Below are 18,611 nucleotides of genomic sequence, written 5' to 3'. Positions count from 1 at the left end.
AACCCGTGATCCGCGCCCGGGCAAGGGGATAGCTACGCCCTGGCGATCAACAGCGTTGGTTATTTTGCCGGGCGGGAGTTGCCAGCGCTATCAAACTGACGATAGTCGCGCCGAGAAAGAGGAGAGAGGCGGATGTTCGCAAAGGTCCGGCGCCTGCCGTTGCTGACGGCAATAGCGGTGACGACGCTGGCGCTGGGGGGCTGCAATGGCTTCGGTTTCGGCGGGGCGACCACGCCCGAGGCGCAGCTCCAGGATGACAGCAACGGCGCCGACTGGCCCGGCTATGGCCGTACCTATGGCCAGCAGCACTACAGCCCGCTGCACGAAGTCGATCAGACCACAGTCCATTCGCTCGGGCTTGCCTGGTCGATGGACCTGCCGCTGGGCAACAGCGCGACCCAGCCGATCGCGGTGCGCGGCGTGCTCTATTTTGCCACCGGGCTTAGCGTGGTCCACGCCGTCGATGCGGTCAGTGGCAAGGAATTGTGGGTCTACGATCCCGAGGTCGGCAAGGTGGCGGGGCTGAACCTCCGCACAGGCTGGGGCGTGCGCGGCGTCGCCTGGTGGCAGGGCAAGGTCTATGTCGGCACCCAGGACGGCCGGCTGATCGCGATCGACGCGAAAACGGGCAAGCTCGCCTGGAGCCAGCAGACCTACGATCCGAACATGGCCGCCTATATCAGCGGCGCGCCGCGCGTGCTCGGCGGGCGGGTACTGATCGGCTACGGCGGATCGAACGGCGTGAGCCGCGGCTACATCACCGCTTACGACGCCGTCAGTGGCAAACAATTGTGGCGATTCTATACGGTTCCAGGCGATCCTTCGAAAGGTTTCGAGAACAAGGCCATGGAGATGGCCGCCAGGACATGGTCGGGCGAGTGGTGGAAATACGGCGGCGGCGGCGACGTGTGGAACTCGATCGCCTATGACCCCGCCAGCGACACGGTCTACTTCGGCGTCGGCAGCCCCTACCCCTGGAACCACAAGCTGCGCAGCCAGGGCAAGGGCGACAACCTGTTCATCGATTCGATTGTTGCGGTGGACGGCAAGACTGGCACTTATAAGTGGCATTATCAGACGGTTCCGGGCGATACTTGGGATTTCGATGCAACCATGGATATCGAGCTCGCCGACCTGAAGATCGACGGGAAGCACCGCAAAGTGCTGATGCAGGCGCCGAAAAACGGATTCCTCTACGTGATCGATCGCGAGACCGGAAAGCTGATCTCGGCCGAGCCCTATGTCCCGGTCACCTGGGCCTCGAAGATCGACCTCGCCACCGGCCGCCCGGTCGAGATGCCCGGCGCGCGCTACGATCAGGGCAAGGGCGTCAGCCTGTCGCCGAGCCCGCTCGCCGCGCACAACTGGCTGCCGATGGCCTTCAGTCCGAAATCGGGGCTGGTCTATATTCCCGCGGCCGATTTCAAGGTGACCTTCAGCGAGCCGTCGCCGAGCTGGAAACCCGCGACCGACCGCAACACCGATGCCGGCGCCAACATGATCGGCGGCCCGCTGATCGGCGAGAAGCCGCCAACCGGCGCGCTGATCGCCTGGAACCCGGTGACGCAGAAGCAGGCCTGGCGCGTAGACCACCCGACCTATCTCAACGGCGGCGTGCTCGCGACCGCGGGCGACGTGGTGTTCCAGGGCACGATCGACGGCACCTTCAAGGCCTATTCGGCGCGCGACGGCGAGCAGCTCTGGTCGTTCGACACGCGCGCGCCGATGATCGCGCCGCCGATCACCTACGAAGCCGGCGGCAAGCAGTACGTCACGGTGCTGACCGGGCTCGGCATGGCCTATCCGAAAAACCTCGGCGCGCTCGGCGGACCCGGCATCGAGCGCTGGGGCCTCGATCCGCGCACCCAGGCGCGGCGGGTGCTGACATTCGTTATCGGCGGCAAGGGCACGCTGCCGCCGCGGCCGGTGGCGCCGCCACCGCCCGAGGACAAGACCTTCAAGGTCGAGCAGGCGCGCTTCCTGCCCGGCGCCACGGCTTTCAACGTCCACTGCGGTGATTGCCACGGCTCGATGGCGGTCGGCTCGACCCAGGCGCCCGACCTGCGCCGCTCGCCGATCCCGCAGGACCGCGCCAGCTTTGTCCAGATCGTTCGCGGCGGCATCGAGCCGGCAGGGATGCCGAAGTTCCCCGAACTCGACGACGGCAAGCTCGACGATATACGCTATTACATCCGCGCTCAGGCCGCGCAGCTGCGCGGGCAGGCGGCAGCGGCGCCGAACAGGTCGGCACCGTCGCTGATCATCAAGTAGTTTCGAGGAGGGTTCGGCAAATGATTGGTTATGCACTCGTCGGTAGCAAAAATCTCGACCAGGCCAAGGCCTTTTATGATGAGTTGCTTAAGCCGCTCGGCGCTGCGCCGTTGTTCGAGCATCCGAGCGGCGGGCGAGTCTATGGCAAGACCGCTCCGGCCTTCGGCGTGGTCGGCCCTCACAATGGCGCTGCCGCGACCGTCGGCAACGGCACGATGATCTCCTTCCTCGCCGATACCCAAGAACAGGTCCACCAGGTCTTCGCCAAGGCGATCGAACTCGGCGGCGGCGACGAGGGCGGGCCGGGCTGGCGCGGCGATCCGGGCGGTTTCTACGGCGCCTACTTCCGCGATCTCGACGGCAACAAACTATGCGTCTACCGGATCGGGCCGGAAGACTGAACACTCGAACGGGATCAGAGCATGAGCGATACCAAGGTTGCGATCATCACCGGCGCGGGCAGCGGCATCGGCCTGCAGACGGCGAAGCTGCTCCACGCCGCGGGCAACGCCATCGTCGGGGTGGGCCGCGACACGGGCAAGCTGGCCAACCTCGAGAAGGAACTGGGCGGCGAGCGAGTCGTGACGATCTCGGTCGACGTGACCGCGAAGGACGCGCCGAAGAAGATCGTCGACCTTGCGCTCAGCAGCTTTGGCCGGATCGACTTCCTGATCAACAACGCCGGCGTCGGCAGCCCCAAGCCGCTCGACGAGACCGACGACGAGATGCTCGACTACTTCCTCGACATCATGCTGGCCGCGCCGTTCCGGCTCTGCCGCGAGGTCATCCCGCACCTTGGCGAGGGCGCCAGCGTGGTCAACATCACCTCGACCTTCGCGCATATCGGCGGCCGGCGCGGCGGCGCCTATTCGGCGGCCAAGGGCGGCCTCAAGTCGCTGACCGAGCACATGGCCTGCGAATACGGCCCGCGCGGCATCCGCTCGAACTGTGTCGCGCCGGGCGTCACCCGCACCGAAATGGTCGCGCACCGTTTCGAGGACGAGGCGTTCAAGCGCATCAACGTCGAGACCACGCCCTATCCGCGCCTCGCCGATCCCGAGGACACCGCCGCAGTCATCGCCTTCCTCTGCGCGCCGGGCAGCGAGATGATCAACGGCCAGTCGATCGTCGTCGATGGCGGCTGGACCAAGACCAAGTACCTCTCGCCCCGCGTGACCAACACCAAGTGGGTCGATCCGGACTAATCCGCAGGCTCGCCGGGGCAAGCGCACACGCTTGCTCCGGCTCCGGCCAGCGGGAATATTCGCGGCCATTGCATTCGGGAGAAGAGACATGATCAGAGGCATCCATCACATCGGCATGAACTGCCGCGACATCGAGCGGATGAAAAAGTTCTACGGCGAGGCCTTCGGCTTCAGGCCGGTCGACGAGGAAGGCTTCGCCTGGGCCGACGAGCCGATGATGGACCACATCGTCGACGTGAAGGGCTCGGCCTCCAAGGGCATCATGCTGCGCGCAGGCACCTGCTACCTCGAGATGTTCGAATACAGTGCCCCGCAGTCTGATATCGAGCGGCCGCTGCGCCCCTACGACCGCGGCTACACGCATTTCTGCGTCGATGTGACCGACATGGAAAACGACATCGAGTTCCTCAAGAAGTGCGGCATGACTTTCAACGACCGTGATTTCGTCGACGTCGGCCATGTGAAGACGCTCTACGGCTACGATCCCGAAGGTAACGTCATCGAGGTCCAGCAGACCGCGCCGGGCAACAATTTCGCGCTGAGCGAGCTGGAGCGGCCGACGTTCTGATGCAGCGCCGGTTGGGGAGGAACAGGGCTTGAGCGACACCAAGGCACTGGCGCGCGCCGAATGGCGCCAACACTGGCCGCTGGTGCTCGCCGCCTCGATCGCCTTTTCCTTCACCTCGGTAATGACCGCCTCGACCGGGCTGTTCATCGAGCCCTGGACCAAGGAGTTCGGCTGGAGCCGGACGCTGCTTTCGTCCGGCATGTCGATCACCTCGGTGACGACCTTCCTGTTCTCGCCGGTCTTCGGCGTGCTGATCGACCGGATCGGCACGCGCCGCATGGCGCTGCCGGGCCTCTTACTACTGGCGGCGACGATGGCCTCGCTCAGCCTGCTCAATGGCACGGTCTGGATGTGGTTCACCATCTGGACGGTCTATGCCGTCGCCGCGCTGGCGACCAAGTCGACCGTCTGGACCGCGGGTGTCGCCAGCGCTTTCGATGCCGGGCGTGGGCTGGCGCTGGGGCTGACGCTGTCGGGCTCGGCGCTCGCCCAGGCGATCACGCCGCCGCTGACCAACTGGCTGATCGACGCCTATGGCTGGCGCATGGCCTTGGTTTGGCTCGGGCTCGGCTGGGGCGGTCTAGCTATTCTGCTCTGTGTGTTCCTGCTGTTCGACGGCTACGACGCCAGCCGCAAGGAGCGCGCAAAGAATCCCGGGGCCGCCGATTCCAAGTCGCTGCTCAGCGATGCTCCGGGTTTGTCGATCGCCGAAGCCTGGCGCAGCGCGGCGCTCTGGCGGATCGCGATCTCGACTTTCGTCATCATGGTCGTGACGATCGCGCTGGTCGTCCATCAGATCCCGATCCTCATGGAGATCGGCGTCAGCCGAACTGCTGCGGCCAATTACGCAGGTATGGCTGGACTTGCTGGGATTGCCGGCAAGCTTGTCACCGGCTGGCTGCTCGACCGCTATCCGGCGCGCTGGGTCGGCGGGCTGACATTGGCCGCGACCGCTGCGACTTTCATCCTGCTGCTCCTACCCAACCGCTCGATGCCGATTATCTTCACCGCGATGTTCATCAACGGCTATGCCGCGGGCACCAAGCTGCAGATCGCCGGTTACCTGACCTCGGCCTATGGTGGCATGAAGAATTTCGGCGCAATCTTCGGCACGATGGCGAGCCTGATCGCGCTGGGATCGGGGCTGGGCCCGCTGCTCGGAGGCTATGTCTTCGATACCTTCGGCAACTACGATCCCTACCTGTGGATCGGCATCTTCGGCACGTTCCTCAGCGCCTTCCTGATCTTCGGGCTGCCCGATTATCCTGAGTGGGTCAGGCGTCGTCGCGTCGAGGAGTCTTTTATCTAACCCGCCGCGGGTGCGGTCGAGGCGCGGGCGATCATCTCCAGGCGGAACTGCGCGGGCAGAGTCTCGGCCTGGTCGGGATAGATCATCTTGAACACCGCACCGCAGGCCATGACAGCGACGGGCACATGCACCGTCGTCAGCGGCGGCCAGATATGCGCAGCGATCGCCGTATCCTCGAAGCCGACGATCGAGAGCTGGTCGGGCACCTTGATGCCGCGCTTGTGCGCGGCGTGCAGGACGCCGGCGGCCATGGCGTCGTTGGCGGCGAAGATCGCAGTGGGGCGCGGGCTGACCTCAAGCAGCAGGTTGCCCGCGGTGACGCCCGAATCGAACGAGAAATCGCCGGCGGCGATCAGCGCCGGGCCCCGGTCGAGGTCGTGGTCGGCCATGGCGTCGAGATAGCCCAGTTCGCGCTGCTGCGCGACGCTCGCGTCATCGGGGCCGGCGACGAGGCCGATCCGTTCGTGGCCCAGCGAAACGAGGTAGGCGACCGCATCCGCCGCCGCCTGGCGATCGTTCGAGGCGACGAGCTGCGAAGGCACGTCGAGCGCGGTGGCGCCCATGCGGACGTAGGCGCATCCGATCTGATTGCAGGCGGCGACGATCGATTCCATCTCCGCGACGCCGGGCAGCAGCAGCACGCCGGCGGGGCGCTGGACTTCGAGGAAGTGGCGCAGTTCCTGCTCCATCCCCGCGGCCTTGCGGTCGATCGGGCGGACGACGAGCGCATACTCGGTATCGCGGATAGCCTCGAACACGCCCTGCTGCGCGGCCAGCGCCAGCTCGGGGTTGGAATTGTCGTGGATCATCGCGATCAGGAAATTGCGCCCCGTTGCCAGCGCGCGGGCCTGCGGGTTTGGCACGTAGCCGAGTTCGGCGATCACCGTCTCGACCTTGGCCCGCGTCGCTGCGTTGAGCAGCGGCGAGTTGTTGATCACCCGGCTGACCGTCTTCTTGGAAACACCGGCGCGCGCGGCAACATCGTTGATCGTCGGCTTGGACATGCGCGGTTGCTACCGGTTTCCGCCCCGTTAGTTCAAGGAAGGATTTGGCGGTTGTCCGCAACGGGATGCCCCCTCATCCAAAGATGAGGGGGGATTGGGTTCAATCTCGTGCCAGCAGCAGCGCCGCGGCCAGCGGACCGCCCCCCGAAGTTGCCACCGCGACCTTGGGATCGCCGGGGATCTGCCGCTCGCCTGCCGCGCCGCGCAGCTGGGTCACCGCCTCGTGAGCGAAGCCGAAGCCGTGCAGTCGCCCGGCGCCGAGCTGGCCGCCGGCGGTGTTGAGCGGCAGCTCGCCGTCACGGGCGATACGTGTGCCGCCCTCGATGAACTTGCCGCCTTCACCCTTCTCGACGAAGCCCAGGCCTTCGAGCCAGGTGATCGGCAGGAAGGCAAAGCCGTCGTAGAACTGGACGGTATCGACGTCCTTCACCGTGTAATCGGTGTTCTTCCAGAGATCGGGGCCGCAGTCGTAAGAGGCCGGCCAGTCGACCTGGTCCCAGCTATAGCGGTCGACCGAGCCCGCCGTCGCGGCGATGCGGATCGGCGTGGCCTTGACCTCGTCGAGCGCGTCGCCGGCCGAGACGATGATCACTGTCGAGGCGTCGCTGAAGCGGTCGCAATCGTAGAGGCACAGCGGCGTCGAGATCATCCGCGCCGACATGTACTTGTCGAGCGTCAGCTCTTCCTTGGTGATCGCCCGCGCGCGCGGGTTGAGCAGCGCGTTCTTCGAGCCGTTGATCGCGATCTGGGCGAGCTGCTCGCGCGTCAGGCCGTACTTGTGGACATGGCGCGCCGCGTACTGGGCGGTCCAGCAGGCGGCAGAGGTCGCCCAGAACGGCGCGGTCCACTGCGAGAAGCCCGAGGTCGTCTTCTGCTGCAGCGGCATGTATTCGGCCGGATTGGCCATTCCGCCGGCCTCGTAGACCGTGCGGAAGCAGATGACGTGGCGGCAGATGCCTTCCTTGACCGCCCAAGCGGCCATGGCGATCGCCGAGAGCTGCGCGGGCTGCTCCATCGCGCCCATCTGCCACTTGGACTTGATGTTCAGCACCTCGATCAGGTCGTCGGTGCCGACTGGCGAGAAGGCGAGGTAGCCTGCCGACTTGCCGGGGAAGGAGAACACGCCGTCGATCTGGTCGAGCGTCAGCCCGGCGTCGTCAAGCGCTTCCTTGACCGCGTCGACGGTCAGCAGCAGCGGGTGCCGGGGCAGGCGGACGCCGACTTCGGACTGGCCGACGCCGGTTACATAGGCTTCGCGTGCCATGGCTCAGTTCGCCTTCTCGAAGAGGGGGTAGTAGATATCGGCGGCCTGTTCGCCACCCCGTTCAAACGTGACGCGGACCTTGTCGCCAAAGTTCACGTCCTCGATCGGCGAGCCGACGATATTGGTCGTCAGGTAAACCCCCCGGCACCCCGTCGAGCGCGACGCGGGCGATGATGAAGGGCACTTCGAGGCCCGGCGCCCAGGCCTGGTGGTTGACCGTCATCGTGTCGATCACGCCGGTGCCGGCAACCGCAGCGGGGGCGACGTTCTCGGACTGACAGTGGCGGCAGAGGATGCGCGGCGGGTGGGTGAACTTGCCGCAATCGCCGCACTGGGTGATGTTGAGCTTGCCTTCGGCGCCGCCCGTCCAGAAGGCGCGGTTTTCGGCGTCGAGCTTCGGCACGGGCCGGGGTGGGGATGACATGGTTCTGTGCTCCGGATGAGAAAGGAAATCAGGAAGGGCGGACGTAGCTGGGCTTGAGCGCGCCGGTGATCGTGCCGCCGACATTGCCCTGGTCGGTCGCCAGCACGGCGCCGGTGACCGCGGCGTTGAGCGGGCTCGACAGCAGCAGCAGCGACCAGGCCTGCTCCTCGCCCGTCGGCATGCGGCCGAGCAGTGGGTGCGGGTAGGCGTCCATGAATTCCTGGCCGAGCACCTTGGCGCTCTCGACCATGAAGGCCGTGCCGGTCGCGCAGGGCGCGATGCCGTTGAGGCGGATGCGGCGCTGCTCGGCCAGCTTGATCGAGGCCTGGTGGATCCAGACGGTCAGCAGTTCCTTCGAGGCGCTGTAGCCGTCGCGCAGCTTGTCGGGATTGGCCTCGTAGTAGCCCCGGACGTCTGAGGGATCGAGCGCGACGATTTCTAGGTTCTCGGCGAGATGATGCAGCCAGCCGCGCGCGGCGGTCGAAGTGATCAGGCAGACCGATCCGCCGTCCTTGACCGCGGGCAGCATTTCTTCAGTGAACTGGCGCGTGCCGGCATAGTTGATCTGCATGCAGGTGAGCGGGCCCACGGCATGCGGCGGGACGCCGGCGATCGGGAACAGGAAGTCGATCGGGCCGACTGCGCGCAGCTTGGCCGTGGCGGCGCTGACGCTGGCGGGATCGCCGAGGTCGCAATGCGTGAAGCTGGCGCAGGCCACTTTCGGTTCGGCGATGTCGGCGATGTGCACCGTGGCGCCCAGCTCGCCGAGAAGGCGCGCGGCGGCTTCGCCCATGCCCGAGGCGCCGCCGGTGATCACCACCGTGGCGCCGCGATAGCCCAGTCCGTCGAGTGCTCCGGGATTCATGCGATGGCTCCCTTGGCTTTGAGTTCTTCGATGCGATCCCATTCGAGGCCGAGTTCTATCAGCACCAGTTCGGTGTGTTCGGAGGCCTGCGGGGCGCGGGTGGTTTGCAGCGGCTCGTTGTCCCACTGCACCGGGCCGCGCACCAGCCTCAGCGGCTTGCCGTCGGCGCCGTCGACTTCGATGATCATGTCGTTGGCCAGCGCCTGCTCGTCCTCGAGCAGTTGCGGCAGGCTCTGCACCGGCGCCCACTGGCCCTTCATCGTCTTGAGGTGTTGGTTCCAGTAAGCGAAGGGCTTCTCTGCGAAGGCCTTGACCATCAGGTCGCTCGCTGCGCCGGCGTTATCGAACAGCGCGCGCGGTTCGGAGAAGCGCGGATCGTCGGCGAGCTCGGGCAGGCCGAGGTGCTCGAACGTATCGCGGATCAGGCCGGTCGGGCTGTTGATGCAGAGGTTGATAGTGCCACCGTCCGACGTGCGGTAGTTACCGTTGAACGGGCTGCGCAGCGATCCGCCCGACTTGGGCATCTGCGCCTTCATCGTGACGCCGGTTTCCATGATCTGCGATAGCAGCGCGCCCGAGGCCCACCAGGCAGTAGAGAGCAGCGAGACGTCGAGTTCCTTCGCCTCGCCGGTCTTCTCGCGGTGGAACAGCGCGGCGGAGATGCCGCCGGCGATGAACATGGCGCCGATCGAGTCGCCGAAGGCCGGGATCGACTGCGTCAGCGGACCGTCGAGCCCTTCGGGCGTGAAAGTATCGGCGATGCCGCTGCGCGACCAGAAGGCGGTCCCGTCGAAGCCGCCGACCTCGCGTTCGGGCCCTTTGTTGCCGAAGGCAGATCCGCGGGCATAGATGATGTTGGGATTGACCGCGCGGATGTGTTCGATGTCGAACTTGTTCTTCTGCCGCACCTGCGGAAGGTAGTTGGTCAGGAATACGTCGGCGGTCTTGGCCAGTTCGTAGAGCAGTTCCTGCCCTTCGGGCGTCGATACGTCGATGCCGACGCTGCGCTTGCCGCGGTTGGGATGCTCGATCAGCGTATGCCGCAGCGGATCGAGCTGCACGCCGCCCATGTTGAGGAACCCGCGCTGGGTGTCCCCGCGCACCGGATGCTCGATCTTGATGACGTCGGCGCCCCAGTCGGCCAGAATGCCGCCGGCAGCGGGTACGAAAGTGAACTGCGCGACTTCGAGGACGCGGACGCCGTCCATGACATTGGCCATGTGTCGAAACTCTCCCGATCGGACGCCAGCTTAAGATAGCATCCACTACATCTTTTCAGTCCTGCAAAGCCCGGGCACGGTCAAGGGGCTCAGCTCGCGATGCCCGAGTCATCGCGTCGGCGCTTTGCTCACCTGACCGCGGGCATGATCTCCTCGGCGATCCACTGGATATAGTCGCGGTACTCCTCGAGCCCTCTGACCTCGGGGATCGGGATGCCGCTCCAGGTGACGCCTTGCCCTTCGAGCCAGCCGAGCCGGTCGATGATTTCCTGCTTAGGCTGGCCGGGGCGACCCGCGGGGTCGTCGATCGGCACGTGATGATCGCCAACGCGCAGGCCCAGGCCGATGCAGACGTCCTTGAGCTGGCCGTTGTAGTCGGGCTGCGACTTGATGAAATCGATCTTTTCGGGAAGCGTCTCGGGCGGAGTCAGCATAGGCCACCAGCCCGAGGCATAGCGCGCGACGCGCTTGAGCACCGCATCGGCATCGCCGCCGAACCAGATCGGGATATGCGGCTTCTGCACGCAGTGCGGTTCGAACAGCAGGTCCTTGAACGAGACGTATTTGCCTTCGAACTGCGGGTCGGGGCTGGTCCAGAGTTCGATGATGGCGCGGGTATATTCCTCGGTGATCTCGCCGCGCTTCTTGAAGTCGACGCCCATCAGCTCGAACTCGCCGGGCGCCCAGCCGACCGCCCAGGTCACGGTGACGCGGCCGCCGGTCAGCCAGTCCATCGTGGCGAGCTGCTTGGCCGTGGTGATCGGATGCTGCAGCGGCAGGATGGCGATACACGAGTTGACCCGCATCGTCTCGGTCGCGCCGGCATAGGCCGCCATGCCCACCGCGGCGTTCATCTGGAACGGGCCCGAGAGTTCCAGGTGTTCCTTCGGCATGACCTGATGCTCGGGCACTGAGACCATCTCGAAACCCAGCGTCTCGGCGAACTTTATCAGCTTGAGCTGGTCCGGACCGGTTACCTGCAGCTCCCAAGGCTGGGTCATGGCCTTGATCCGCAGCTGATGCGGCACCGACAGTTGCAGTTTCATGAGTGCTCCCCCGCAAGCAGGAGAGCTTGCTTCAATCGATGACCTTGCGCTCTATCAAATCGTCCATTCGCTCCTGCGGCAAGCCAAGAATCTCGCGGTAGACGTAGTCGTTGTGCTCGCCGAGCAGCGGCGCGCCACGTTCGACCTTGGGTCCGTCGGGGCTGATCCGCCACGAAGGGCCGATGATCGGGCGGCTGCCGTTCTTGTGATCGGACACCATGCGATAGGCCTCGCGGCCCCAGAGAAAGTCGTCCGAGCAGAGGTCGATCGAGCTCATCGACTTGGCCGCCGGAACGCCAGCCAGTCGCAGGTTCGCGACGAGGTCGGTGGCGTCCTGGTGGCTGGTAAGTTCCGCAATCGCCGCGTCTAGCGCATGGCGGTTCTCGAGCCGCAGCGCGAGGCTGGCGAAGCGGGGATCTGCGGCCAGGCTCTCCGCGCCGGGCCCACTTTCGCCGAGCACTTCGCAGAGCGCCTGCCATTCGGCCTCGGTGCCCGCGGCGATGCTGATCCACTGGTTCATCTGGCAGGGATAGGCACCGTGCGGGCAGATTTCGGGATGGAAATTGCCGTCGGAAACCGGCACTTCGCCGGTCAGGCTGTAGGCGAACAAGCTGTCGCCGACCAGCGCAGTCATCGCCTCGACCGCGGACAGATCGATATTCTGGCCTTTGCCGGTCTGGTTGCGGTAATTGAGCGCGGCGAGGCAAGCGAGGACGGCGGACGCGCCCGCCGAACTGTCGCCATAGCGGATGTTCATGCCCTTGGGATCTTCGCCCTCGTAGCCGACCAGGCTGGTGATGCCGGATAGCGCCGCGAAGCACGGAGCGTAGCCGGTCTGGTAGCACAGCGGCCCGTCGTTGCCCCACATCTTGATCGAACACTGGATGATGTCGGGCTTGATCTTGATCAGGTCGTCATAGCCGAGCGTCGAGCGGGCCATCGCGCCGGGGCGGATGTTGTCGAGCACGATATCCGACTTGGCGATCAGGCGCTTGATCAGGTCCAGTCCCTCGGGCGTCTTGGTGTTGAGCTGGATGGAAAGGATTTCCTGGTTGATGGACAGGAAATAAGGCGCGTTGTTGATGTCGACGCCGCCATAGGCACGCATCTCGTCGAGATTGCTGAAGCTTTCGATCTTGATGACTTCCGCACCGAGCGCGGCGAAAAGCTTGCCGGCGTAAGGGCCGGCCCAGACCTTGGTCATCTCGACGACGCGCACGCCCGCTAGCGGGCCGCCACGATCAGGCATCGGCATCGCCGGCTCCTTCGATTTCAGCATTGTTGGCGCCCAGCGCCGGAGCATGCGAGCGCACCCGCACCGGCGTGCCGCTCATCATGTAGCCGGCCGTGGGGTATTTGATCCCGTCTAGTTCCTGGAAGAAACCGCGGTAGACCAGCTGTTCGTTGACCGGTAGATCGGCGGCGGTGTTGACCGGGACCATCGGGATGCCCGCTTTCTGCGCCGCCGTGGTGATCGGCATCTTCTCCTGATGCGTGATCCAGTCCTGGAAACCTTCCCGGAAGGCGACGACGCGGTCGTCGGTGCAGTGGAATTCCAGCCAGTCCTCGGGGAATTCCTTCGCCCACTGCGGACTGCCCATCAGTTCGACCAATGCGTTCCAGTGTCCCTTGGTCGTCATGTAAATGTAGATGTGGCCGTCCTTGCAGGCGAACGACGTCGCCGGGCCGCCCTGATCGTAGGCCGTGCGATCGGCGCTCGGCTCGACATCGCCGGCGACCATCCGGTCGAGCACGCCGTCGATCCGGTTGAGCTGGGTCTCGATCTCGGAGATGTCGATGAACTGGCCCTGCCCGGAGCCGTGCTGACGATGCAGCGACGCCAGCACGCAGGTCGCGGCGTCGATGGCGGATTCGTAGTCGGGCAGGAACCGGCCGGCGCCTTTCAGCGGGGGCTGCTCGTCGGGCGCTTCGCTCGGCGAGTGATAGGCCCAGCCGCCGGCGTTGATCACGTTGATCGGATAGGCCTTCTGCCATTCCTGCGGCGCGCCCTGACCGAAGGCGGTGATCGCGCAGTGGACCAGGTGCGGATGCGCCGTCGCCACCGCGGCCTGATCCAGCCGGCGCGCCTGGCCCCAGGCCTCGTCATGGTCGTCGATGAGGACATGGGCCCGCGCCAGCAACCGGTCGAGCGTGGCGCGGTCGGCGGAATCGGTCAGATCAAGCGTGACCGATTTCTTGTTGGTGTTGAAAAAGCCGAAGACGGCGCTCTTGCCGTCCTTGAAAGGACCCATCCCGCGGGTGGGCGCGCCGCCCGGGCGCTCGACCTTGATCACCTCAGCGCCGAAATCGGCGAGAAGCTTGCCGGTCTGTTCGCCGGCCGGCCGCTCGGCGATCTCGATGATGAGCTTGCCTTCGAGGGCGCCCGGAGTGGCGGTGGGCGGTGTCATTTGCGGTTTGCTCCCAATCGCTTGCGCGCTACCGGATCCATCGAGTCTACAGCCGCCCAATCGGCGCTCGGATAGAGCGACTTGATCGCCGTCGCCGCATCGAGCCGGGCGAGATCTTCGTCGCTGAGCGCCACGTTCACTGCGCCGAGATTGTCCTCCAGCTGGTGCGTCTTGGTCGCGCCGAGCAGGACGGAGTCGACGCCGGGCCGGGTCAGCAGCCAGGCGACGGCGAGTTGCGCCATCGAGCACTGCTTGGCCTTGGCGATCTCCTCGAGGATCGGCAACAGGGCGAAGGCCTGGTCGTGGTCGAACTTCAGCCAGTCGAAGTTGGCGAAGCGGTTGTCGTCTTTCTTCATGGCCTCGGCGGTATATTTGCCGGCGAGGAAGCCGTAGGCGAGCGGGCTCCAGACAGTCATGCCGATGCCGAAATGCTGCATCATGGCGACAGTGTCGCGCTCGACGTCGCGGCCGAGCAGCGAATAGTACATCTGGCCGTGGGTGAAGGCCGCGAGGCCGCGGGCCTTCTGCTGGGCGATCGCGGTCGCCGCCTGCCAGGCCGGCCAGTTGGAATAGCCGACGTAGCGGACCTTGCCGGCCTTCACCACGGCATCGAGCGCCTCGAGCGTCTCGTCGAGCGGGGCGAAGGGGTCTGTGCGATGGACGACGTAGTAGTCGATCCAGTCGGTGCCGAGCCGCTTTAGGCTCTGGTCGACCGACCACAGGATGTGGCGGCGCGAGAGCCCCGAATGCAGTACTTCGCGGTTGCCCGCGCCGCGGTTACCCACCTTGGTCGACAGGACCACGCGGTCGCGGTGCGGCTTGAGCGCGGCACCCAACAGTTCCTCCGACTGGCCGCTGGCATAGACGTCGGCGGTGTCGAAGTAGTTCACGCCCGCGTCGAGCGCCTTGCCGACCATTTCGTCCGCCAGCTCGGGACCAACCTTGTAGAATGCGCCGAGCGACGTATCGCCCTGGGTGAAGGTGGATCCTCCCAAGGCGAGACGCGAAACGATCAGGCCGGTCGAACCGAGCTGGGTGTACTGCATCAGAGCGTCATCACGGCTTGGCGCGGCCGCCGAAGCTCAGGCGCCAGTCGGCCGGGAAGCGCAGGTCGTTGTCCTTCACCGAGTTGGCGAGACCCTTCTCCATGACGTCATCGCCGAGGCCCTGGTCGGCGCCGCCGGCATCGTCGGTCATGATCGGCTTGAGGCCTTCGAGGAAGCCGGTCAGCAGCGAGCCCATGTATTCGCCGCGGTGCTGCTTGTAGATCTCGAAGAAGGTCTTCTGCGCGACGACCGTGTCGTTCGGACGCGTCATCGAGCAGGCGAGCGCGTACTTCATCGTTTCTTCCTCGAGCTGCTCGCGCGGGACGACCGAGTTGAGGAAGTTGCAGTCGTACATCTGCTGCGCGGTGAAAGGCCGGCCGGTGAAGACCATTTCCATGAACTTGCGCACGCCCATCATCTCGCACCAGGTCCACATGCGCGGGCCCCAGCCGACGTAGCGGAAGGCGGCGTGGCCGTAGAGCGCGTCGTCCGACGAGACGACGATGTCAGCGTCGCCCGCGAGGTAGAAGTGCCAGCCGTAGGTGTAGCCCTTGCACTGGAGGATCGAGATCTTCTTGAAGTTCTGCAGCGAACGGCAGCCATAGCTGTCATCGGCGTAGAGGTTCGTGATCGAGCCGAGGAAGCGGTACGAGCCCGCGGGCGGATACTTGACCGTGCCGTCCTCGGGGATCTTGAACTCGTGCAGCAGCGAGGTGCCGGGCTGCGGGTTGAGCATGCCGTCCTGTTCCTCGAGGTCGGCGCCCGAACCCAGGTGCTTGCCTTCGCCCTTGATGATGAGGACCTTGACGTCATCGTCGATGTTTGCGCGGTGGACCAGTTCGGCGAAGCGCAGGCGTCCCGCGATCGTCGGCGCGTTGAGCGCGTCGGGCCGGTTGAGCGTGATCGTGGCGATCTTGGTCTTCGGGTCCTTGCTGTAGAGGACCAGTTCTTCGGCCGGCGGACGGCGGAGCGTTGCTCTCATCAGTTCTCTCCCATTCGCGAGCGGCCTTGTGCCGCAACGTCGTGATCCTTGGCGTAAATCGGGCGCGTCCGTATCGGACGCGCCCGCAGTTCTATCGACTATGGACGCCGATTGGCACCTTCCATCAGCAGTCGCGCTGGAGTTTCGTCCAGTCTGGCAGCTTGGGCTCCATCGCCATGTATTTGTCGACCGCCTGTTCGAAGTGGCGGACGCGGATTTCCTGGTAGTCGCCCAGCGTGATGCCCGGCTTGGCGCTGGCTTCGAGGCCCTCCTGCTGCGCGTAGAGATTGTCGGTATCCTGATCGAGGATCACGCCGAAACCGGGGTCCATGCCCTTGGCCTCGGCGAAGGACTGGTGGTCCTCGAGGATCTCGACCTCGGCGGTCTCGGGAACCGAGCCGTCCTTGGGGCGCGGGCGCATGAACATCACTTCGTAGATCGTGCGGCGATGGTCGCGAGCATCGGGCCGGAAGCGATAGATCATCGGCAGCGAGATGCCCGGGAACAGGAACAGGTTCGGGAAGAACGTGTAGCTGTAGGTGTCGAGCAGCTCGGTGTCCGAAACGTGGCTGAGATCGGTGTTGGTCGCGCTCTCGAACATGCCGCGGAACATGTCGGCCATGACCTGGCGGGCGCGCTGGCCGTCCTTGAGCCGCGGCTTGCTGCCGCCCAGCGACGAGCTGTCACCCAGGGTGAAGTTCTCGAGGATATCCTGCTCGCTGTACTTGCCGTAGAGCTTGGGGCTGACCACGCCGAGCGTCGAGATGAAGCGGTCGACGTGCTCGTCGTAGACATCGTACTGCGAATTGACGTCGCCGTTCGCCGGGGCGACCTGCGGATGCGTGTCGCCAACGTGATAGGCCTCCATGAAGGCCTCCATCGTCAGCTTCCAGTTGGCCGGGTAGCTTTTCTGGACGTGCAGGTAGATGTAGCGGTCTTCCAGCTTCCAGGCGTTCATGTGCGCCATGACTTCCTTGCCCAGGTAGTCGGCCAGGCTCGGTGCTTCGGGATCCATGTTGATCCAGACGAAGCCGCCCAGCCGCTCGACGCGGGCTTCGGGCAGGCACATCTTCTTGCCCTGGGTATGGCTGAAGTCCCACTTCTCGGGGATTTCCTTGAGGCTGCCGTCGAGGTTCCAGGTCCAGCCATGGAACGGGCACTTGAGGTTGTTCGAGAAACCCGTGGTGCCCGAGGGCTTGAGCTTGGTGCCGCGGTGCAGGCACGAATTGAAATGGGCCTGAATCTCGTCCTCGCCGCTGCGCGTGACGACGAAGCTGTAGGGGCCGAGGTCATAGACGTAATAGTCGCCGACGTCGGGGATATGCTCCTCGCGGCAAGCCATCTGCCAGGTGCGCGTCCACAGCCGGTCGAATTCGCCCTGGGCGAAAGCGGCGCTCGTGTAGCGATCTTTCGAGATGTCCTCGCTGCCGAGGTATTCGTAGCTTTCGCTGGCGGCCCAGGCAGGCGCGGCGACCTTGTCGCGCGCGATGATTTCCTGCGTGGTCTCGGCCGGGCAGCGCGCCTCTCCGGGTTTCAACGTGCCGGTTTCGACGTTCATTTTCATCAGCTCCTGATGCTTATTCCGCGGCTTCGAGCGCGGGGGAAGGGGTGGACTGCTTGAGGGCGGGCGAGGTCCGCTGGACCTGGCCGTCCTTCATCACGAGCAGGATGCGCTCGCGGTCGGTGAGTATTGAGACATCGGCGAGCACATCGCCATTGACCAGGATCAAATCGGCGAGCTTGCCGGCTTCCAGAGTGCCGAGATCGCCGCCGTCCATCATCGCCAGGCCGCCGTTGCGGGTGGCGCAGATCAGCGCGTCGGCGGCGCTGTAGCCGTAGTATTTCATGAACAGCGCGATGTCGGCCGCCTGCTGGCCCTGGAGGCTCCAGCCGAAGCCATAGTCGCCGCCGATCAGGTGGCGAATGCCACGCTTGCGCAGTTCGGTGTGCGTCTTCGCCGAATTCTCCAGCAGTTCGCCGATGCCCATATAGCCGCCGACCTCGGGGCTGAGGCCGCAGGCGGCGGCATCGCCGACCATGATCTGGTGGAGCAGGCCGACCGTCGGCGAAACGAAGATGCGGTCTTTGGCCTCTTCCATCAGGTCGAACATTTCCTCGTCGGAATATTCGCAGTGGAACAGCCCGTCGACGCCGGCGCGGACGCAGTGTTTCGAGCCCTCGGCCGAGCGCGTGTGCGCATTGATCTTGCGGCCGAGGCCGTGCGCGGTGTCCGCCGCGACCTTGATCTCCTCGAAGGTCATCGGCGTGCACGAGCCGGGGGTCGAGGGGTAGAAGGGGTCGCCCGAGACGTCGAGCTTGATGTTGTCGATGCCTTCGCGGATCTGAAAGCGCACCGCTTTGCGCATTTCCTCGACGCCGTCGATGATCGTCGAGGGGCCGATGCGCGGATTGTGCTCCTTGCTCTCGTCGCCCATCGCGCCGGTGACGCTGAGCTCGAGCCCGCCGGCGCGGATGCGCGGGCCGGGGAGGCGGCCGGCGTTGACCTCGTTGCGCACGGCGACGCCGAGCCGCAGCTTGGCTTCCGACGCGCCATAGGCGCTGGTGAAGCCCATCTCGATTAGCGCCTTGGCGCCGCGCGCGGCGGTGAACACCTGCTCCTCGGGGCTGGGCGTGATCAGGTTTTCGGTGGCGGTGACGCCTTCGAACGAAAGGTGGCAGTGGCCTTCGGTCATGCCGGGCATGCAGAACAGGCCGGTCGCGTCGATCACCGTATCGGCTTCGGCGTTCGCGGCCGATGCGCCGACCGCGGCGATGCGATTGCCATCGACCAGAAGATCGCCGGTGAAGGGCTTGGCGCCCGTCGCGTCGAAGATCGTGGCGTTGCGGATCAGGGTCCTGACCACGGCTATTCTCCCAATATCGCCGCTGGATGCCCTGGAGCGGGCACTGCGGCTGGACAGTACAGGAAACGAGATAGTCTGCGTTCCGTCTAGACCAAATGACTGGCAGGGCAGAAGCGGTTTTCCTTGACGGCTGGC

General features: G+C 65.3%; 17 protein-coding genes. 5 read left to right on the top strand and 12 right to left on the bottom strand.

From position 1 onward, the window contains the following. Positions 1-132: 132 nt before the first annotated feature. The 5 genes from KRR38_RS11710 to KRR38_RS11690 all read left to right on the top strand — a co-directional run bounded on the left by KRR38_RS11710 (position 133) and on the right by KRR38_RS11690 (position 5,353). On the top strand, positions 133-2,271 hold the full coding sequence (locus KRR38_RS11710; protein WP_217401646.1) for a PQQ-dependent dehydrogenase, methanol/ethanol family: 2,139 nt from the start codon (positions 133-135) through the stop codon (positions 2,269-2,271). Between the two features lie 20 nt (positions 2,272-2,291). Next, a complete protein-coding gene (locus KRR38_RS11705; RefSeq protein ID WP_217401644.1) occupies positions 2,292-2,672 on the top strand; it encodes a VOC family protein in 381 nt (126 codons plus the stop codon). A gap of 21 nt (positions 2,673-2,693) precedes the next feature. Next, positions 2,694-3,476: an SDR family NAD(P)-dependent oxidoreductase gene (locus KRR38_RS11700; RefSeq protein WP_217401642.1), complete on the top strand. Its 783-nt coding sequence runs from the start codon at positions 2,694-2,696 to the stop codon at positions 3,474-3,476. A gap of 88 nt (positions 3,477-3,564) precedes the next feature. Beyond that, positions 3,565-4,044 carry a VOC family protein gene (locus KRR38_RS11695; protein WP_217401640.1) on the top strand — a complete coding sequence of 160 codons (480 nt, stop codon included), beginning with the start codon at positions 3,565-3,567 and terminating at the stop codon, positions 4,042-4,044. A gap of 28 nt (positions 4,045-4,072) precedes the next feature. Further along, positions 4,073-5,353, top strand: coding sequence for an MFS transporter (locus KRR38_RS11690; RefSeq protein ID WP_254514763.1), 1,281 nt, complete (start codon positions 4,073-4,075; stop codon positions 5,351-5,353). On the opposite strand, the gene KRR38_RS11685 is transcribed toward KRR38_RS11690, so the two are convergent. The 12 genes from KRR38_RS11685 to KRR38_RS11630 form a co-directional block, all read right to left on the bottom strand. After that, positions 5,350-6,357 (bottom strand): LacI family DNA-binding transcriptional regulator, encoded by a 1,008-nt coding sequence (locus KRR38_RS11685; protein WP_217401638.1) that lies wholly within the window; start codon positions 6,355-6,357, stop codon positions 5,350-5,352. The two genes, KRR38_RS11690 and KRR38_RS11685, sit on opposite strands and share 4 nt — an antisense overlap. A 100-nt stretch (positions 6,358-6,457) precedes the next feature. Continuing rightward, the gene (locus KRR38_RS11680) at positions 6,458-7,621 is read right to left on the bottom strand and encodes a thiolase family protein (protein ID WP_217401636.1); all 1,164 of its coding nucleotides are present in this window, start codon (positions 7,619-7,621) and stop codon (positions 6,458-6,460) included. A 61-nt stretch (positions 7,622-7,682) separates the two neighbouring features. Beyond that, entirely contained in the window at positions 7,683-8,045 is a 363-nt protein-coding gene (locus KRR38_RS11675; protein ID WP_254514762.1) for a Zn-ribbon domain-containing OB-fold protein, read from the bottom strand. A 28-nt stretch (positions 8,046-8,073) separates the two neighbouring features. Beyond that, positions 8,074-8,910, bottom strand: coding sequence for an SDR family oxidoreductase (locus tag KRR38_RS11670; protein WP_217401633.1), 837 nt, complete (start codon positions 8,908-8,910; stop codon positions 8,074-8,076). Continuing rightward, positions 8,907-10,130: a CaiB/BaiF CoA-transferase family protein gene (locus tag KRR38_RS11665; protein ID WP_217401631.1), complete on the bottom strand. Its 1,224-nt coding sequence runs from the start codon at positions 10,128-10,130 to the stop codon at positions 8,907-8,909. Before KRR38_RS11665 ends, KRR38_RS11670 begins: the two co-directional genes overlap by 4 nt. Positions 10,131-10,258: 128 nt before the next feature. Further along, complete coding sequence (locus tag KRR38_RS11660; protein WP_217401629.1) at positions 10,259-11,176, bottom strand: TIGR03619 family F420-dependent LLM class oxidoreductase; 918 nt, start codon at positions 11,174-11,176, stop codon at positions 10,259-10,261. Between the two features lie 31 nt (positions 11,177-11,207). After that, positions 11,208-12,431, bottom strand: coding sequence for a CaiB/BaiF CoA-transferase family protein (locus KRR38_RS11655; RefSeq protein WP_254514761.1), 1,224 nt, complete (start codon positions 12,429-12,431; stop codon positions 11,208-11,210). Next, positions 12,418-13,584 (bottom strand): CaiB/BaiF CoA-transferase family protein, encoded by a 1,167-nt coding sequence (locus KRR38_RS11650; protein ID WP_217401627.1) that lies wholly within the window; start codon positions 13,582-13,584, stop codon positions 12,418-12,420. Before KRR38_RS11650 ends, KRR38_RS11655 begins: the two co-directional genes overlap by 14 nt. Then, positions 13,581-14,630 carry an aldo/keto reductase gene (locus KRR38_RS11645; protein WP_217401625.1) on the bottom strand — a complete coding sequence of 350 codons (1,050 nt, stop codon included), beginning with the start codon at positions 14,628-14,630 and terminating at the stop codon, positions 13,581-13,583. The genes KRR38_RS11650 and KRR38_RS11645 overlap by 4 nt, the downstream gene beginning before the upstream one ends. 10 nt (positions 14,631-14,640) lie before the next feature. Continuing rightward, positions 14,641-15,612 (bottom strand): enoyl-CoA hydratase/isomerase family protein, encoded by a 972-nt coding sequence (locus KRR38_RS11640; RefSeq protein WP_217401623.1) that lies wholly within the window; start codon positions 15,610-15,612, stop codon positions 14,641-14,643. A 124-nt stretch (positions 15,613-15,736) separates the two neighbouring features. Next, complete coding sequence (locus KRR38_RS11635) at positions 15,737-17,170, bottom strand: SRPBCC family protein (RefSeq protein WP_217401621.1); 1,434 nt, start codon at positions 17,168-17,170, stop codon at positions 15,737-15,739. 19 nt (positions 17,171-17,189) lie between these two features. After that, on the bottom strand, positions 17,190-18,476 hold the full coding sequence (locus KRR38_RS11630; RefSeq protein ID WP_217401619.1) for an amidohydrolase family protein: 1,287 nt from the start codon (positions 18,474-18,476) through the stop codon (positions 17,190-17,192). Positions 18,477-18,611 lie beyond the last annotated feature (135 nt).

The sequence above is a fragment of the Novosphingobium sp. G106 genome (assembly GCF_019075875.1).
Lineage (GTDB): Bacteria > Pseudomonadota > Alphaproteobacteria > Sphingomonadales > Sphingomonadaceae > Novosphingobium.
This window is presented reverse-complemented; position numbering and strand designations above follow the sequence as displayed.

What these genes read in the sequence shown, in the direction of transcription:
- KRR38_RS11710 (WP_217401646.1), top strand. Translation starts at nt 133, where the DNA reads ATGTTCGCAAAGGTCCGGCGCCTGCCGTTGCTGACGGCAATAGCGGTG.
- KRR38_RS11705 (WP_217401644.1), top strand. Translation starts at nt 2,292, where the DNA reads ATGATTGGTTATGCACTCGTCGGTAGCAAAAATCTCGACCAGGCCAAG.
- KRR38_RS11700 (WP_217401642.1), top strand. Translation starts at nt 2,694, where the DNA reads ATGAGCGATACCAAGGTTGCGATCATCACCGGCGCGGGCAGCGGCATC.
- KRR38_RS11695 (WP_217401640.1), top strand. Translation starts at nt 3,565, where the DNA reads ATGATCAGAGGCATCCATCACATCGGCATGAACTGCCGCGACATCGAG.
- KRR38_RS11685 (WP_217401638.1), bottom strand. Translation starts at nt 6,357, where the DNA reads ATGTCCAAGCCGACGATCAACGATGTTGCCGCGCGCGCCGGTGTTTCC.
- KRR38_RS11680 (WP_217401636.1), bottom strand. Translation starts at nt 7,621, where the DNA reads ATGGCACGCGAAGCCTATGTAACCGGCGTCGGCCAGTCCGAAGTCGGC.
- KRR38_RS11675 (WP_254514762.1), bottom strand. Translation starts at nt 8,045, where the DNA reads ATGTCATCCCCACCCCGGCCCGTGCCGAAGCTCGACGCCGAAAACCGC.
- KRR38_RS11670 (WP_217401633.1), bottom strand. Translation starts at nt 8,910, where the DNA reads ATGAATCCCGGAGCACTCGACGGACTGGGCTATCGCGGCGCCACGGTG.
- KRR38_RS11665 (WP_217401631.1), bottom strand. Translation starts at nt 10,130, where the DNA reads ATGGCCAATGTCATGGACGGCGTCCGCGTCCTCGAAGTCGCGCAGTTC.
- KRR38_RS11660 (WP_217401629.1), bottom strand. Translation starts at nt 11,176, where the DNA reads ATGAAACTGCAACTGTCGGTGCCGCATCAGCTGCGGATCAAGGCCATG.
- KRR38_RS11655 (WP_254514761.1), bottom strand. Translation starts at nt 12,431, where the DNA reads ATGCCGATGCCTGATCGTGGCGGCCCGCTAGCGGGCGTGCGCGTCGTC.
- KRR38_RS11650 (WP_217401627.1), bottom strand. Translation starts at nt 13,584, where the DNA reads ATGACACCGCCCACCGCCACTCCGGGCGCCCTCGAAGGCAAGCTCATC.
- KRR38_RS11645 (WP_217401625.1), bottom strand. Translation starts at nt 14,630, where the DNA reads ATGCAGTACACCCAGCTCGGTTCGACCGGCCTGATCGTTTCGCGTCTC.
- KRR38_RS11640 (WP_217401623.1), bottom strand. Translation starts at nt 15,612, where the DNA reads ATGAGAGCAACGCTCCGCCGTCCGCCGGCCGAAGAACTGGTCCTCTAC.
- KRR38_RS11635 (WP_217401621.1), bottom strand. Translation starts at nt 17,170, where the DNA reads ATGAACGTCGAAACCGGCACGTTGAAACCCGGAGAGGCGCGCTGCCCG.